The organism is Paramylibacter ulvae, from assembly GCF_014652655.1.
Lineage (GTDB): Bacteria > Pseudomonadota > Alphaproteobacteria > Rhodobacterales > Rhodobacteraceae > Amylibacter > Amylibacter ulvae.
In genome coordinates this window covers 26,152-43,431 of the sequence record NZ_BMZF01000012.1, presented here as the reverse complement: position 1 = coordinate 43,431, position 17,280 = coordinate 26,152, and the positions used below count along the sequence as shown (strand labels likewise).

At 49.3% G+C, this 17,280-nt stretch carries 15 protein-coding genes and 1 tRNA gene; 2 read left to right on the top strand and 14 right to left on the bottom strand.

Going from position 1 to position 17,280, the window contains the following annotated elements:
• From IE094_RS14865 to IE094_RS14855, 3 genes are all read right to left on the bottom strand, one after another.
• Positions 1-830: tripartite tricarboxylate transporter permease (locus IE094_RS14865; protein ID WP_189641504.1), on the bottom strand; the 830-nt coding region annotated here is incomplete at its 3' end.
• 3 nt (positions 831-833) lie between these two features.
• The gene (locus IE094_RS14860; protein WP_189641503.1) at positions 834-1,283 is read right to left on the bottom strand and encodes a tripartite tricarboxylate transporter TctB family protein; all 450 of its coding nucleotides are present in this window, start codon (positions 1,281-1,283) and stop codon (positions 834-836) included.
• Between the two features lie 158 nt (positions 1,284-1,441).
• Positions 1,442-2,407: a Bug family tripartite tricarboxylate transporter substrate binding protein gene (locus tag IE094_RS14855; RefSeq protein WP_189641502.1), complete on the bottom strand. Its 966-nt coding sequence runs from the start codon at positions 2,405-2,407 to the stop codon at positions 1,442-1,444.
• Positions 2,408-2,768: 361 nt separating this feature from the next.
• Between IE094_RS14855 and IE094_RS14850 the strand changes: the two genes are divergently transcribed.
• On the top strand, positions 2,769-3,026 hold the full coding sequence (locus tag IE094_RS14850; protein WP_373295883.1) for a class I SAM-dependent methyltransferase: 258 nt from the start codon (positions 2,769-2,771) through the stop codon (positions 3,024-3,026).
• A gap of 283 nt (positions 3,027-3,309) precedes the next feature.
• Here the strand turns inward: IE094_RS14850 and IE094_RS14845 are convergent, their stop codons facing one another.
• A complete protein-coding gene (locus tag IE094_RS14845) occupies positions 3,310-4,737 on the bottom strand; it encodes an RtcB family protein (protein WP_229802372.1) in 1,428 nt (475 codons plus the stop codon).
• Positions 4,738-4,771: 34 nt separating this feature from the next.
• A tRNA-Asn gene (locus tag IE094_RS14840) sits at positions 4,772-4,847 on the bottom strand.
• A gap of 268 nt (positions 4,848-5,115) precedes the next feature.
• On the opposite strand from IE094_RS14840, the gene rtcR reads away from it, so the two are divergent.
• On the top strand, positions 5,116-6,687 hold the full coding sequence (gene rtcR / locus IE094_RS14835; protein WP_189641500.1) for an RNA repair transcriptional activator RtcR: 1,572 nt from the start codon (positions 5,116-5,118) through the stop codon (positions 6,685-6,687).
• 195 nt (positions 6,688-6,882) lie between these two features.
• On the opposite strand, the gene IE094_RS14830 is transcribed toward rtcR, so the two are convergent.
• The 9 genes from IE094_RS14830 to IE094_RS14790 all read right to left on the bottom strand — a co-directional run bounded on the left by IE094_RS14830 (position 6,883) and on the right by IE094_RS14790 (position 17,261).
• The gene (locus IE094_RS14830) at positions 6,883-8,034 is read right to left on the bottom strand and encodes a DUF2130 domain-containing protein (RefSeq protein ID WP_189641499.1); all 1,152 of its coding nucleotides are present in this window, start codon (positions 8,032-8,034) and stop codon (positions 6,883-6,885) included.
• 122 nt (positions 8,035-8,156) lie between these two features.
• Positions 8,157-9,116: a hypothetical protein gene (locus IE094_RS14825; protein WP_189641498.1), complete on the bottom strand. Its 960-nt coding sequence runs from the start codon at positions 9,114-9,116 to the stop codon at positions 8,157-8,159.
• A gap of 195 nt (positions 9,117-9,311) precedes the next feature.
• On the bottom strand, positions 9,312-10,766 hold the full coding sequence (locus IE094_RS14820; RefSeq protein ID WP_189641497.1) for a UvrD-helicase domain-containing protein: 1,455 nt from the start codon (positions 10,764-10,766) through the stop codon (positions 9,312-9,314).
• Positions 10,759-12,513, bottom strand: coding sequence for an ATP-dependent nuclease (locus IE094_RS14815; RefSeq protein WP_189641496.1), 1,755 nt, complete (start codon positions 12,511-12,513; stop codon positions 10,759-10,761). Before IE094_RS14815 ends, IE094_RS14820 begins: the two co-directional genes overlap by 8 nt.
• A 219-nt stretch (positions 12,514-12,732) precedes the next feature.
• Entirely contained in the window at positions 12,733-14,301 is a 1,569-nt protein-coding gene (locus tag IE094_RS14810) for a tyrosine-type recombinase/integrase (RefSeq protein WP_189641495.1), read from the bottom strand.
• A gap of 145 nt (positions 14,302-14,446) precedes the next feature.
• Positions 14,447-14,662 carry a MerR family transcriptional regulator gene (locus IE094_RS14805; RefSeq protein WP_189641494.1) on the bottom strand — a complete coding sequence of 72 codons (216 nt, stop codon included), beginning with the start codon at positions 14,660-14,662 and terminating at the stop codon, positions 14,447-14,449.
• 154 nt (positions 14,663-14,816) lie between these two features.
• Positions 14,817-15,668 (bottom strand): hypothetical protein, encoded by an 852-nt coding sequence (locus IE094_RS14800; protein WP_189641493.1) that lies wholly within the window; start codon positions 15,666-15,668, stop codon positions 14,817-14,819.
• Positions 15,669-15,675: 7 nt separating this feature from the next.
• On the bottom strand, positions 15,676-15,939 hold the full coding sequence (locus tag IE094_RS14795; protein WP_229802371.1) for a tyrosine-type recombinase/integrase: 264 nt from the start codon (positions 15,937-15,939) through the stop codon (positions 15,676-15,678).
• 89 nt (positions 15,940-16,028) lie between these two features.
• Positions 16,029-17,261 carry a Tm-1-like ATP-binding domain-containing protein gene (locus tag IE094_RS14790; protein WP_189641492.1) on the bottom strand — a complete coding sequence of 411 codons (1,233 nt, stop codon included), beginning with the start codon at positions 17,259-17,261 and terminating at the stop codon, positions 16,029-16,031.
• Between the last annotated feature and the right edge of the window lie 19 nt (positions 17,262-17,280).

Here is a 17,280-nt window from a genome sequence, read left to right as displayed (position 1 = left end):
GCACCTGGCAATGTACCAACAAAATAACCTATCAAGCAGGATTTGAAATAGCAGCCAAAGCCGATCTTTCGGATGTCCGACAACGGGGGTAGGAAATCACGGCGGCGGATCTTAACCTTGTTGGCGGCTGCGGTCGCGGCGCTGATATCTGCGCGCGTGCACGCTTGCATCAGCACCTCGGCAATGGCAAAGGTGCCTATGATCACTGGCATCAGATCGATCCCAGCGGTCAGGCTGGAATAGCCATAGGTAAAGCGGGTAATAGGCTCCATTGCATCAAGCCCGACGGTAGCCAGCATCAGTCCGATACAGGCGGCCAGCCCGGCCTGTGGAATGCGACCGCGTTGCGCGATCACTACGACTATCAAAGCAAAGGCCAGAAGTGAAAACTTCCCGGTGGTTTTTACCAAAAGCGACAGTTCAGCCACGAATGGTGCGACGGCAATCAGTAATAACGCCCCCACTGCACCGCCAAACATCGAGCCAAGCGCCGCATGCCCAAGCGCCAGTGCGCCTTTACCTTTCAACTGCATCGGATACCCGTCAAGCGCGGTCATCATAGAGGATGGCGCGCCGGGAATGTTGATCGTTGTGGCCGTGATCGATCCACCGCACATGCCAGCCATATAGATGCTCGCACAGGCCATCAGCGCGGTTTCGACGCTGAGCGAATAGGTCAGTGGCAAAAGTAGCGCCATTGCTAACGTTGCAGTCAGGCCGGGAATGGCAGCAAAAACCGTGCCGATCACAAAGCCAAGGATTACGTAAGTGAGGTTGAGCGGATCGGCCAGCAATGACAAGCTGCTGAAAACGAGGAAGATGAAATCCATGACTTAACCCCACAGCGTCGGGAGGCGGACCCCGAACAATTGTTGAAACATGACAAAGGCAATCCCGACGATTGCAGCCGAGATAATAGCCTTGAGGACCAACTTCTCGAAGTTTGAAAACAGCAGTATTAGCGTAAAGACGAAAAGGCCGGACGACAAGAAATAGCCAAGCGGCTTGAACGCCACAATGTAAAAGAAGATCGCCACCACGACCCAAACATGTGTGTAGCGTCGCGCGTCATCCGCTGGTGCGGTTTCTGGCTTGGCTTGCAGCGCCTGCACAATCAAGATGCTGCAAAAGACAATCGCCGCGCCGCCTACAAGGGTTGGAAAGAAGGCAGGCGTCAACCCGCTCTCGGCAATCGGAGGGCCCAAACTCAGAGCCGTGACTAAATAACCAGCAGACACTGCGAGAGTGACATACAGAAATACCATTTGCTTATGTAAGAGCATCGTCTTCTCCTGGGTTGGGCGTGATCGGGTGCGTCAGCGCGGTCGGTTGCAACGGATGACCTCACATTTGCCCTGAGCGCGAAAAAAGTGGCGTTTTGCCAGCGGCGCCGTCATCAGCGTCGCTGGCTCCACCAAAGCCATGTCTTTGGTGTGGAGGATTACAGATCCAGTTCGTCCATCAACGTGAACGTCTTGGTTTGCAGATTTTCGGTCCATGTGACAACTTCATCGGATCCCAACCAATCGGCGGTTACGCCAATCTGCGCTAACCAGTCCTGGAATTCGGCGCTGTCATAGGCCGACTTGAAAGTGGTCTCCAGCGTCTCGACCGCATCATCCGGCGTGTTTGCCGGAGCGGCGAGCACGATGAAGCTACCCGTCTGTAGGTCGTGACCTTTGGATTTCAGCGTAGGCACGTCGGTGTAAGTGGCGTTTTGTACTGAAGTCAATTCGACCACACCCTTGGCATCGCCAGAGGCTAAGATGCCGCTAAAGTCTCCGAGGCTTGAGATTGCCGCATCCAATTCGCCAGAAAGCAACGCTTCAGCTTCTGCGCTGGACGAGCCAGCATAGGTGATGACGTTAAAGTCCACGTCTAGCAATTTTTCCAGCTGCATAACGGAGAGGTAGGGGCCAGAGCCCTTAGGGGCCACGCCGACACGTACTTGGCCGGGGTTTTCCTTGGCGCGGGCAATCAGATCCTCGTAGCTTTCGATCCCCGAATGCTTAGAGACAACAATGGCGTCTGCCTCAGAAGTGATGCGCGCAATTAACTTCATGTTGTCGAGCGAATAGCCCGGTACCATTTCGCCGCGCGGCAAGGTGATGACACTGTCATAAGTGAGGACGCCAACGGTGTGTCCATCGGGACGCGCATTGGACATCTGGATCAGCCCAGTGGCAGTGACTGCACCAGCAATGTTTTCCACATAGATGGACTTTGGTAAACTTTGCTCAGCGATATTACTGATCTTGCGTGAGATTGCGTCTGCGCCGCCGCCTGCGGGCCATGGCACGATCAGACGAATATCGCGGGTCGGGAAATCCGCCGCGGCCAAAGATGTCCCAAGTACGGCTGCACCAAGTGCAATGCCGAGTGTGGCTTTCAAGCTTTTATAAAACATAGTTCTGTTCCTCCTATACAGATGTCGTTTGCCAGACAGGTCTGGCGTCCTCCGTGCACCGACTGGTCCCGAAAAGCTGTGCTTTCCCGGCTCGGCGTCATGAATGTTCATCGCGTTAACGTAAGTGGGCTGTGCCTCCGATACAGCTGATACAACTCTCCCCTTTCGTCTCGGCATATTGCCTCTTCACACGCACGCCAATTGGGGCGAAGCCGTTGAAGGTTTAGTCAGGCTAGGTGGTTAATATTTACAAATCAAGACAAATTTTACACATTATGTGATTATTTGTTCAAAAAATGCTTATATTTGTTCTTAAATAGGACAAATTATAACAAAAACGGGCAAATTCACAATACGGGTGATGCGCTGCCATGTTGGTGGATTTCCCGATGCATCATTCGACGTCGTGGCTGCGATGCATATTATTTCAGTTGTACCGGAACCTGGGAGGGTCATGGAAGAAATGGCGCGGGTCTGTAAACCTGACGGTCTGTTCGTTATCACCAACCATTTTGCCAGAGAAACGGGTATACTTTCTCGGATCGAGCGACTTACCGCACCGTTTTCCAATCTGTTGGGCTGGCATTCTGACTTTGGAATTCGCTCAGTGCTTCAGTAACCTGACCTTGAGGTAGCTGAACAAAGGTCGCTCTCGGCACTGGGCCTTATGACACTGCATGTATTGAAAAAGAAGAGTGAGTAATCGTCCCCATGGATTTCTGCAATTCGTAATCTAAACGCATAATTCAGTATTTTTCATGGACATTAAACCGAAGTTTCGGCCCAAAGCTGCCTTTAAATAGAAATACATCTGAGTTTTGACAGTTTCCGAAAGCACCATTAGCTGCCGCTGTATATAAACGGTAACCACGGCCCGTGAGCCATGGTCAGTTTTATCTACGTCATTTACGCTTTTTTCTGTTCAACCAAGGCGGTGGAACATCACCAGCCATAATGCAGCCGTAAGGGTCGATATAATCCTCAATATCAGCAAGCTCGAATTTGCTGATTTGCGAAACAACCGTCTCAGCTTTTTTGTAGCTGGAAGGTAGTTCCGACGGATCAATCGGACCGGCATGGAAGCGGATATCCAGACCTTTGGTTTCTGCGATCAACAAATCTTCGGCTGTAGCAGAACCCATACGACGACGATGCTCAGAGCGAGAATAGTTTCGTCCTGCGCCGTGCGGAGCGAATCCCAGCGCGTGACCAGCATCTGAACCTTTTACGACCAGCACAGGTTCCGACATGTTTAACGGAACAAGTGTTAGACCCGATGCATCGGATGCATATCCATCCCAAGCGGGGGTAGCACCCTTACCATGAAGATAAATATCATCGCGTTTGAACACAAAGTTATGCTCATTCCAGAAACGATCACCCATTTGTGCTTTGGCAACTTCAAGCGTCGCTTGATGGATCGCGTTATGATTTGCCTTGGTCCATTTACGGATCAATTGCAAAGCTTCCCAATATGCAACACCTTCAAGGGTATCAGCTGGAATCCAAGCGTTCTGCTTCAATGTCTTAGGAGACAATTCACGACGAAACTTTTCCGCAACGATCATGCCTTCTTTGTAGAGCATCGCACCTGGGCCACGCGAACCATGATGGGTCACCATTGCTGTACGGCCCGTTTTACGCGACCGCCCAACAAACAAGAAGTGGTTACCATCACCTTGTGTGCCCATATGTTCTTGCGCCATGCGCATCGTACGAGGGCCCCTAAGGAAACGGTTTTCACGAAACGCATCAAGCAACTTCAACGAAGTCGTAAAACGCTGTCCATTGCGACGTCCACCAGGCCCAAAATGGGTAACTGAGTGAGCTGCATCCAGAACGGTCTTTGGGTCAGCGTCACCGAGATCGGTGAACATTACTGAACAACAAATATCTGCAGAGTGCATTCCAGGATGGATAGCATTCTTTGCTGCAACCACACCGCCTACTGGGATGGTACCGATTGGACCCGCAGGACAGGCATCCGGCATCACTGCACCACCAACAATGGTGGGCGTGCGCATAACCGCATTCATGGTCAATTTGACCTTTTCCACATTGTCCAGTTCATCGTCTTCAGAAACATCAATGTTCATATGATAAGGAATCTTACCATCAGGATGTAAGGGAAGATGATCAGGCATCGGCACAATAAACAGTTCAAGTTGTTTTTGAACGGCATCAATGGAAGCACCTTCGCTCACTGCGCAGTTCGCTTTTTCCAGTAGCGATGCAAATTCAGGTCCAGGGCGATGGCCCCATGCAATCAGATCTTTTCCAGTTACAATGTGTTTAGTTTCGTCAATGGTCGTCATTTTCTTACTCTTCATCTTTCGTCGCTGGCCTATTGCAGCTTTTCGAATTTGGCTCGACCGGCGGGACTCGAACCTGCGGCGCGCCGATTAACAGTCGGCTGCTCTACCATCTGAGCTACGGTCGAATATTTATGGTGATCGATGCAAAACCCCGAAGGATATGGGCATCAGGGCCTGCATCGATCTGTCTGTCTTTGCAAACACGGATTTGTTTGCTCCTTTGCTTCTCTCTTTTGTGTAGGATTAAGATGACGGAACACTTGCGACGTTCCAAAGAAAATTTTAAAATTCATTAAGTAACTGTATTTAAAAAATTAAATCATGTTTTAGTGAATTCGTGATCGAATAATTATATCTATTGATATACGCTTTTATCCGAAATAATATACTTATATGAGAAACGTTGTAATTGGATTCCTTGGAACGCAGTTAGATATGGGGAAACGTCGCAAATGGCGCCCATCTGTATCCATATGTCTGCAAGAAGATTTCGATGTCGATCGCTTGGAACTACTTCACGATCGTAAATTCACTCGATTGGCTAAATCCGTAAAGCGTGACATCGAAGCCTTAGCTCCAGAAACTGAAATTATTCTACGCCAAGTCGATCTATCTGATCCTTGGGATTTCCAAGAGGTTTACGGCGCCCTGTTTGATTTCGCACAAGGCTATGGATTTGACGAAGACAGAGAGCGTTATCACGTTCACCTGACCACTGGTACACACGTAGCACAAATTTGTTGGTTTCTTTTGACTGAATCTCGTCATGTTCCGGCGCGGCTGCTGCAAACCTCACCCCCTACAGAAGAGGATGGCGTAAACGGCTCGATCCAAATCATCGATCTTGATTTAAGTCGGTACGATGCGCTTCAACAGCGTTTTGACTTAGTGACTGCTGAATCTAACGCTCTGTTAAAGGGTGGGATAAAAACTGAAAACCAAGTTTTCAATGCTCTAATCGAAAAAGTGGAAAATATTGCGACCTCGTCAAATGCGCCCATTCTTTTGGTTGGTGCCACAGGTACAGGAAAATCGCATCTTGCTTCTCGAATTTATGACCTCAAGCGGCAGCGCAGAATGGTCAAAGGTCGATTTATTCACATCAACTGTTCGACCCTAAAAGGCGAACAAGGCATGTCCGCTCTTTTTGGGTATCGCCGCGCTGCATTGGGAAGTGGTGGGCAAGATCGCAAGGGTTTGCTGCGCGAAGCAGATGGCGGCGTTTTATTTCTGGATGAAATCGATCAACTAAGCCTCGATGATCAAGCAACCATTCTACATGCCGTCGAGACAGGTTCATTCTATCCATTGGGTTCGGATCATGAGATCAAAGTGAACTTTCAACTGCTGGCGGGGGCGAACAGGGATTTGGCCAAACTGGTTGCCGAAGGCAAGTTTCGAGCCGACCTCTATTCGCGATTAAATCTTTGGACGGTATCACTTCCTTTGCTTCGGGAACGGCGCGAGGATATTCAGGCAAATATAGAATGCGAACTTGGCCGCGCGGAGAAAACATTGGGTGGGCGCGTTGGCTTTAACAAGGATGCGTCCGATGCTTACCTGCGGTTTGCCAAAAACCCTGCAACACCGTGGCCCGGTAACTTCAGAGATCTCGGGGCATCCATCCAACGGCTCTGTACATTCGCTGCTCGGGGACGAATTACGGTTTCGATGGTGGAGGATGAAATTTCAGTTCTCAAAAAACAATGGCGGGACGCTGTCCAGGACCCTGATCAGAAACTACTGTCTGAATTCTTAGGGCCAAATATAGATAAGGTTGACCCCTTTGATATTCCGCAGTTGGCTAACGTAATAAGAACATGCAGCTCGTCTCAAACGCTGAGCGAAGCTGGGCGCACACTTTTTGCGGCTTCGCGTGCAGAGAAGAAGAGTAAAAATGATGCGGACAGATTGCGAAAATACTTGGATAGGTTTGAATTATCTTGGGCTGATATTCGACTTTAATATTACGATAAATACGAACGGCCCTTAATCGACATTGGACACGATGACCCAATGCTGCAGTTGCAGCCCGCATTGCGGACATTCGAATAAGCTAGTGTTTCACTAACCCACTTGACGAGCTTAGGCTTTTGAAGCGAAGGGCCCTTCCGCCTGTCGAAGAGCCTCGCCTGCCGTTTTGCAGAGCATTTACCACCCTCAGTCATCCTTCCCGATCGACAACGCTTCAACGCTTTCGATTTCAGGCATCGACCGGCCAGCGATCCCCTGCAAATCACCGTGCATCCCAACCGTTGATGCGATCACCAGATCAATCTGTTTGGCACGCAGAGCCCATTGCTTTTCGATAAAGACGCGTTCCTTGCGCAGGTTGTCCTGCATGTCTTCGAAGCGTTCGACGATCGCATCGACACGCTGTTTGAATTGCGTTCCGGTCAGGTAATCATAAATCATTTCCATCTTGGTTTCCTGTCCCATAGCGCGTCCCTTGGCGTTTGCCACGTCGATCAGACCTTGGCGTAAGGACGACGCCAGCGGGACTGCATAGCGGGGCGCACAAACCCAAATACCGTCAACCATGCCGAAACCGTCAATTCCCTCGGGCAAAGCTTGGGAGGTTATCACAGCCGCCTCACATCCCGATGCACGCTGGTCATCACGCAGTTTGGCCAGCCAGCCCGCGGTCCAGTTCTTGGTCCGTTTGCTTTCCCATAGGATACTGCCGGCAATGCCACCCGATGCGGTCACGTCCTGGCGCACATCCGCACCGCTAACGCCTCTGGCAACGGGCACGAAGGCATCCAACGGAAAGGCCGCACCGAGGGTTTCTTCCAATACGATCTCGGCTGCCTCACCTTGGGTCTGCATCGAGCCTTGTTCAGATTTCTGTTTCAGCGCCGCGATTTGACGTTTCATGCCTTGCATGACTTGCTCTTGTTCTGCGAGTTTCAGTTCAGCCTTTTCATTCGCCTCGCGGGTTAGCTTTTCAGCTAGTGCTGGACGTTCCGCAGCGAGCATCTTTTGCAAGGTCAGCTCCATCTCAGCCTCCTTGTCCTTGAGCTCTTGTTCACGTTTTAGCGCTGCAGCTTGAGCCTTTTGAGCCTCGCGCAGCTTTTCATCCTGTGCTTTGACGCGTTCCTCAAGGGCGGCCTGTTCTGCTGCAGTTTCAGCTTTGGCCGTTTCCTTGGCCTGCGCCTGCGCGGCGGCGAGCGCCTTCGTCGCTTGCGCTTCTTGTTTGGCAAGCTCATCGTTGAAAGACGCCCTGAGGTCGGCCAGCATCGGGCCAGCCAATTGTTCGGTCAACTCAATTTCGTTAGAGCACTTCGGGCATTGGATTTTCAACTCGGACATGAGCTCACCTTAATAATTTACAGAACTGTAAAGCTACCACCGAACTGAATGCGCCTCCAGAGCATACGCTCTGGTCATTCTCACCGCGCTTGATTTGAAACAAGATTAGGACGCAAGTGGGATCAAACGAACTTTTCCGCAAGCTTTCGTTTGCCAGTTGGTTCTGTGTGTTCCAACTTATCACCGCTGGGGTAGTAAAATCCTGACGTATTCAAATCGAATTCACCAATACTAATCCGCAGCGAATATTCTGTAGCATCACCCCAAGTATCACGAATTCGCCCTATGCAGGTTTCCCCTCGCAACTCGAAAGTGAAGTCACGAGGCTCATCGGTCACACTGTCAAGAGGTGTAGCGGCGTCTATAGCCGCCCGCATCAGCGTGCGAGCGATCGCACTGCGTTTTCGCTCTGAAAGCATTTCTAGCGACACTTCTTTAACCGGACCGAACATTCCACTTTCATTCAGGGTTTCAAGAATCTTTCGCATATGCCGCCCTGTATAGTCGTTTACCAGTAGTGATGACCGGGCTCCGTGTGGCTTACCAAGTGTCAGATACCGAACGTTCCACCACGTTTCAGCGACTTTTGCTTCCCGAGCGTGTTCTACAGTTGCCTGCACGAACCAAGCTAATGCATCTCGGCTCCGAATGGTTCCATCCGCTTCTAATTTTACCTCCCAAGCCTCAATCAACACCGGAAATGCGTTGTCCATATAGAGGGCTCCATCAAGACGTTCAGCGTTCAACCCCTGGACTTGGTTCACCGTCTCTACGAGTTTATCGGCGTCTGATTCACTATATGGACAGGTGAGCATTCCTCGCACAAATTCCTGAGTGTGATCGCATGAGTTATATATTGGTAGTGATGAGTAACTCGACGCGTGCCAGTGGGCTTGAGGGCGCTCAGCCGGTGCAGTCAAGATCGGATGCCAGTCGGGCAAGCCTTCGACGGCATTCCCGAGTCTTTTTTGTATTTCGCCGAGGAGTCTCACTCCCGCTGCCGGATCAGACAGATTCTTGGTAAAGTAGCGCGTCACATTGTTGTTCAAACGGTCTGCTGCTTGGTTAGCGCGAAATTCCATGTTGCTCCCTACTTACGTAAAAAATGTATATTACGTGAAATAACTGATTTACGTAAAAATGTCAAATTATGCTTCGACTGTGCCTAGCTGACATCAAACCCGACGCTTCCGGCAAGCGATGACATGGCCTAATCGTATGCTATTCTAAACAGAAACAGAGATTGGCTTTTGAGAGCAGATCAAAAACGCGCGTTGCTATTTATCAAAGGCGACGATTGCAGAAGATGATAATACGGTAACGGATTTTGTCGCTCGCGTTAGAGCGACATACCAATCCTCTTTGGTCATCCCAGCGTATTCCACGATTACCACATGCTCGAATTCGAGGCCTTTCAGTAGCAGTGTGCTACCCACGCTTCTTCGGGCAACATGACGCCCTAAGTGCCTTGTCTTAGCTTCCACATCCGCTGCGGCTTCGGTCAGCGCCACCCCTGTAGCTCTTGATGTTCGAAGCGCCGAGAGCATCATGCTAAGGATTTCGCGGCGATACGAAAAAATGTCGTCTCGGTCCAAAATACCTTCAATAAGGTCCAACACATGCGTTAACCCATCCGGCTCAGTGACTCGATCTCCGATGTCGATAAGCTCGCCGAACTTCGATCTTCCAGCGCGTTTTCCGATTTGGTGAGATTTCACTGAACTTGAAAAATCAGCCCTGAGGCCAACAACGCAAAGCTTAACAAAGTCAAGAACCGCTGAAAGCCTACCTTCATCGCCTGATTGCTCAATTAATTTAGCATGCTTGGCTAGCGGTTTGCATGAAACTGGCTCAACAACTGCGAACCGTTGCTTAGCAAGTTTTTCGGCGATTTTTGCTCGCGAGGCTTCTGATGCGGATTGCGCCACAACCACTAAGGTGCCTTCCAAGTCCATTGTATCAAGACAAGTGCTTAAAACCTTCCCAGACTTCGGTCCAGGAAGATCAGGTAGCCAAGAGCGCTGAATTCCTCTTCCGTCGATCCGAAAGTCCAAGGGGCCCCCAGCTTCAATCTGTTCCCGCAACTCGACCAAATACTCTCCAAGCTCTGTGTTGGAATCTTCGCTCCTCCAACGCCAAGGCGTGGTGAGCTTAGCGACATTAGGAAAGTCCCTTTCGACAACATCGGACCAATCCACTACACCATCGAACTCGAAAATCGATTGCAGCGGATCCCCAAAAATGCAGACGGGAACAAGCTGTTTAAGTCGCACAATTAGCTCATGCTGGTGTGCGCTACAGTCCTGATACTCATCTACGAAAACACAGTCGTACGTGCTAAGGACCACATCATCGATACTACGGGAATCAAGCAGCTTGACCGCGGCAGGATAGACGTTACGCCATTCCTCATTGCTCTGTGGGTTAGTTTTAAGGATTTCCGACGTCTTCGGATAGTTTTTTGCAAATCGCAGGCACCAACTGGCGATTGTATCGAGCCTGTAGGACGACGCGGGTACCTCTAGCTTGCGTAGTCGCTTGTGCAATACATCGACTCCCGCAAACGTATGGGTAAGAATGAGGCTGCGTTTCGATACCTCCGGATCGTCACTAATCGCTTTCACCGTCCGTACGATTTGCTCAGTTTTTCCACACCCGGCTGCCGCGATCACGCTGCCTGCATTGGTGGCACGTATGATGGCTGTGACTTCCTCTTGGGAAAGCTCAGGCATCAATCCACTGCCTCACTTCATTTATCGTTTTGGCAAGTGGGGTATCCGGAATGTCTTTGAGGCAAACAAATACAATTCTTCCTAGCTGCTCGCCACGTGACATATTTTTGAACCATGATCGATCTTCTTTTTTACCCAGCCCTTTTTCAACTTTCAGAGTTGCGGCCATTGCTAACCACTTGCGATTATCTTCCGTATCAGCGAGAGCACCTAGCGCCGCTCGATCGACGCCCGGGCCCGCAGGCTTTGCCAACTGAAGATTTTTTAGAACCCTTCCTTCACCGACAACTTCGATAGCAAAGTCAACTATTGCCGTTACTGTTGCCCATGGAACGTCAAGAAAGACCCTGCGCTCGATATCGCAGTCATCGGTCCATTCCGCGACTTGGACTCCCGCCTGATTAAGCGCCTGCTGATTGGCTTCTGACACAGGAACGTCAGAGTCTAGCAATACGAAGCACCGATAGCCTAGATTTTGCATATGCAAGCCAAGCTTTATGGCGTTGTCATTGCCGCTGCCATCGATTGCCACGGCTCCCTGATAGGCGAAGGATTCCTTGCCTTCGTCGCACCAAAGGTCGTCCATGCCGCGCCAAAATCCGACCTCTGTTCGCCCCTCGCCAATCAACAAGCGCGGGGCAAGAAATGCACTTGGGCTGGACCGAATGTGCCGTTGTGCCGTATCCGCGTCTCCTTCGACTGGCCGCGCACACTTAACGGCAATACTGCCTGCGTTGCTACGAACGCAAAACAGTTCTGCGACTTCCAATTCGCAAACAACAACTGGGGAATGTGTTGTCAGGAATGTTTGGTGTACGATAGGCTGAGCGATACCATCTTGTGGAAATCCAGATCGTAGATAACGCAACAAGCGCATTATGCGATGCGGTTCCAACCCAAGTTCAAGCTCATCGACAAGCGTGATGTTTTGTGTTGGGCCAGAATTTTGGACGCCTGCCACCATAAGGCGCGAGGATCCACTTCCGAGGGTTCGCAGCGGCAGGTTGCCATCGTGCAAAGAAACTGCGCCTGAAGCTAACATGCCTGAATGAATGTCCAATTGGGCTTCGTAGCCTTGGTTCTTGGGGACCAGAAAGCCTGCACTGACTTTCTCTGTCAGTTTTACAACATCATCGAACGAGGTGCGATCTCCGGCTGCAAATGATTTCTTTGCTTGCCTAACCGAACCAGCAAGCAGCTCAGCGGCGTTTGGACCTTTTTCAAGTCTTCCGAGCACAGAGGTTCTACTCCATGTGAGATGACGGTCTGCGTATTCACCAAGTCGGTTGGGAGCTATCAATTTGGCGTCTTTGAAGCCGAAACGTGGAGGTTCACCTTCTAGGCGTTCATTGAAAATCTCCCAACGCCAATCGAGTGTTTCGGGATCAAGCGCCGCTTTAACCGTCAAGGCAAGAAGATCGCCTTCGGCTCGTTCGTCGTTAATTTTTTTATCTGCGTCGCTCCATCCACGCAAATACAGACCATACTTGTGCTCAACTATCAATTCTTCTGGCAGATCAACCAGGGTGAGGCAAATTTCTGGTTTGCTGGCTGGATCGCAACCGAACAAGTCGGGATCACTGCCCGAGAACCCGAAGCGCGGGTTTAAGCAGATTTCAATGGCATCCAATATAGTTGTCTTACAGGAGTCACCCGAGCCGATAAGACAGTTCACGTTCGGTGAAGGTGACCACTCAAGTGATTTGATACCTCGAAATTCCAAAATGGAAATATGTGCGATACGCATTTGATAGCTTCCAAAAAGATATAGTGAATACTTTTAATTCAACCATAATCGTCGAGCCAACGGCGTTTGCAACCCTTTAAACACGGGGGACGGCACTGTCGGGTATATAACGTCCGGTTTTGTGCGGTCTCTAATGAAGGTTGCGGTTGCAGCGAAGGTCCGCATTCCGCCCAAATTCGCCATTAACTTGTCATTCGAAGCTTCGCATATGCCGCAATGTTACCCAAATTTCTCATTCATCAATTTCAAAAATTCGTTTGCCATCTCAATTTTCTCTTCATCAGACAAATACAACGGTGGAGCGACTTGGTCTTCCTGCACCTCTTCAAGAAGCTTAAAGCGGCGTTCATCTGGTAGTTTTCCGTAAAATTTCTTCGTGGTCGTTTCGTTTTCATGTCCCATATTTTCTGACCACGCTTTGCGTTGTTCTTGGCTTAACCGACGCCGATCACGCTCGGCTGAAATTGAATGCTTGGCCGAATGCGGTGTGATCTTTTCTGGGCTATTGCGACAAGCCATTGCAAAGGCTTTGGTCACTGCATACGTGGTGGCCATAACTGGGATTGAGACACCATCATTTTCTCGAAACGCCTTTTTATTCACTAAGTGATTATTGCTCGGGAATAGTGCATCATCATCTTTAAACCCTAAATCTGTTAGCGTTGCAGCCCAGTCCACAATAACCTCGTGGAAAATATCAAGGATTGAAAACCACCTTATCTTTAAGCTTTTGCCATTTTTTGCACGCACGACATTTGCGTCTTGGATAATGAGTTTATTTGGGATGTCCAAATGGCACAGCCTCAAGGATACGATTGTATCGGCACGTAATGCCCCAAGATATGCAATGGCAACGATTGCGCGGTCTCGCTGCGCTTGCAAAGTTCCTGTTGGCATTTCTTGCAACAATTGCGCTGCGTCCTCTATAGATTTGTATTGCTTGGCACTACGTGGCAAGCTTTTCGAAAAAGCGCGCCGCGGCAAATCAAAATAATCCGGTAAATCTTGAGGTAAACGTTTGTAGCCATCTTGCTTCAGCAACCATTTAACAAACGCTTTTAAATGCGATACGAAGTGCAAAACAGACGACTTTGACAAATGATCTTCTGCATCAGGGCATGCGCGACGTTTTAAATCATCTCGTATCTTTGACACATCTAAAACAGTGAACTGATCAAAGGCCTTTCCTTTAGTAATCCGTTCACAATACCGGATTGCAGCCAGGTGGCGATCAATTGTTTTTTCATCCAATCGCCCCGCATAAATTTGCCATGCAAAGATGATGCGATCATTTGTCGACCAACAATCTTGCGCAAACTTTTCCTCGTTAATCCCAATACCAGCGGGGACTGCCTTCTTTACTTCGTGTAGGCAGCCCACGGTGGTATTGGGATTTCGAAGACGCGCAAAATAGTCTCGATCAGCCTCAGATGATATCTTTTGCACCATCGCATTGCAGTCCGTACAGTACGCAAAATACATAATTGTCCCGTTGCGAAGTTTCTTTTCAGTTATGGTTTCGAGCAACGGAAAAACGGCAGACTTACAGCCAGTGCATTTGAATTCACCTGCGCGAAGATTTAACTTTGAGCGCTGTCGTCGTTCCTTGTGAAACAAGTTCAGAGCTGCTCCGCGAAACAAATTTGGCCGTTTTTTATCTATTGGTTTTAGGTCCGTTTGAACCCAATTCGAGACGGTGTTTTTGCAAACGTTGTATTTTGAGCAGAGATCATCAACGCAATACACACGATCTTTTTTCAAACGCACGTTTTTATATGAGCGGCTCATTTGGAGCTACCGCGATAAAAATACCCCAACACTTTTTGGCTGGCTCTATCCGATGGCCCACAGCCTCGCTTGCAATGAAAAATTTGCAAAGGCATCAAATGCCAAGCAACATCAATCACGTTGCAACTTATGCCAACAGAATGCTTCACTTACCTGAACAAGTGTTCGTAGGATCGATACGACAGGCATTCGCCCAAGCGTTTAAATCTGTACCACGATAGATGATTTTGCGCCCAAGCTTATAAAATGCTGGCTCCATGTTTTTATGGCGCCATTGCGCCAGCTTGTCGCGATCACCGATTAATTCAAGCTCGGGATCACCCAACACATAGTTTCGATTATCTTCAAATAGATTGGTCATTCTGCGATGCCTCCACGTTCATTTCGATGAGTGGAGGTTCAATCAGAATTTTAAGTCAGCGCTAGTCTGTCAGAACTGTCAAAACCTAAAAAGAGTTTTGACAGGGGTTTTGACAGAAGAAATCTGCACTTTCCGATCACTTTTATTGCTTCGTTTATAGCTCACTACGCTCTATCGCGCGCCTGAGGGTACTTTCGGAATAACGATTCCCAGTTTCCAATGCGATTTGGGAGAGCATTTGTTTCCAGCTTATATCGGGGAGACCCTTAGGAAATACGCGCTTCATATCGGCCATCGCAGCAGGAATTTTCGAAGTTCGGCCAATTGAAATTTTTTCACCCATCAATGCTTGTACAAATGTTGAACCGTTGAGCGTAACTTTGCGCCACTTGTTTGCGTCTTTCTCTAGAAGGCAAAGTGAGTTGCCGGCAAATAGTTCAACGATCTTTGGTAAAAAATGCTCATCAATTGCATCACCATGCCAGGGTGGGGGCGTATCAGGAATGATATAACGACCACGCTCAAACACATATGGAAGCGTGTGATACGCATGTGACGCAAAGGCAAAATCATCCCCATTTAAACATCTTTGCTCCCAGACACCATTTTTCCATGCCTCTCGATCATGTGGATCAAGCGCGACAAAATTATTGGACCCCATTCTTCGCAACCAATAACCATCCTCGCCCGCATCAATGGGGTCGCTCGCTGCAAAGAAACTCTCAAGCGCACTCATTTTTGTAAAAATATTGGAATGTCCCAGATCAACGTCAATTAACAGTTTTGAAACGCGTCCGTTCGTATTGGCGACATAGGCAGAGAATGATTTGAACGATGCTAGAAAGATGTCTTCGCAATAGTCATCTGGCGAGCCATGTTCCTCGGCAATGGCCAGAGCTTCTTTTTGATTTTGTTCAAGTATAAATTGAATAAGCGTCGCACGATGTTTTTGAGAAAACTCATTCCAAAGCTCTGCAATCGTAACGTAACCAACTGGACAAAACATCTGCTCTTTAATCCTTCTTTGATTTGCAATCAGATGAGACGAACTGCGACCATTCTCCCATCAACACCCTGCGCCGTTCCAAAAGATCAGATCGGGCATAGGCGCGTTCAACATCTGAACCCACTTTATGCGCCAATGACATTTCCGCAACCTCTCTGGGTGCATTGGCGACCTCTGACGCCCAATCGCGGAACATGGAACGGAACCCGTGGACGGTGACGCCCTCGATCTTCATGCGCCGCAACAACATCAACATAGACATGTTGGACATTGGAATCACATCACGGTGGCAGGTTCTATAGCGAGGCCGCTCATACCTACCATCACGACAAGGCGCGTGGATACGCAACGGCTCCAAAATTATTTTGTTACAACGCCTGTTTCGCACCACGCGTCAAACAATGCCAATGCAGTATCTGCAAAAATTGGATCGTTGATATGGCCGTCTATCTCGTGGATCTCGACGTTGTCGGGGCAGGTTTCGTGAAGTGTTGACAAAAACGTCTGCAGGCCTTTCTTGTTGCAAAGATCAGCACCATCGCGATCCCATTCGCCAAGTCCGTCTTTGGGAAGCAAAAGCGCAGTTGGGCCTGTTGCTGTGGCCAATTGCCTCGAATGTGCTTTGGCAACTTCGCCGCGCTCTTCGTGATTTAGGACAATGCATGTTAACAGACGATTGTGAGCATGTGTCATGCTATTTTGCCATTTGGCGGGAATACCCTGCCAGCCAATAATATCCACCAGATCGTAACATCCAGGTGCTACTAATTGCGGGGTGCCATTGCGCCCTGCGTTCGTCAAACGATCGGCACCCGCAGAAATATTTGATCCGTGAATATGGTTTCCCAATTCTTGAGTGCAGAAATCAAATACACAGGCAAAAGCGCCCTGCCCTGCAAGACTTTCAAACGCGCGACCGCCCATGCCAGTGGAATGGAAAACGGCCACCTCAAATCCACGCTCTTCAAGGGCTGGTTTTAGGCGCACCATATATTTCAATGCGGTCTTACCCAGTGACGTCATCCCGATCAGTGGTTTGTTGCGATTTGGTGATTGCACGGCGCGCGCGGCACCCAACACGGCGCCCGCGGCTTGGCTGAGGGATGCTTTACAAACCGAATTCAGCCCATAGAGCCCACCTGCCCAAAGGATCATTTGGGTATCTGCGGCCAATCGTTCGGCGGGAATTAATGGCGAAAAGGACACGGTTGAAACAATGTATTTTGGCACACCAAGTGGCAAGGCTGAACAAACATCAAGCGCAAGGTCAGTGCCCATGGTGCCGCCCAAAACGATCATCGCATCGCATTTTCCCTCGGCGTAAATGCGCGCGGTCAACATTGCCGCACCGGCAGCCATAATCTGCATCGCTGCATTTTCATTGCCAGAATCAATCGCAGCCTTGATTGAACTCCCGCCTTCTTGGGCGACATCATGTTTGGAATAATCAGTTGGATTAATGGGATCGCCCAAAACGGATACGTCCATGGTTAAAACACGTCCGCCTTGGTCACGGATCACATCCGCCATATAATTCAGTTCATCGTCTTTCGTGTCATAGGTACCGATGACCAAAATGGTTTTTTCCAACATAATGTCCCCTGTTTTATTG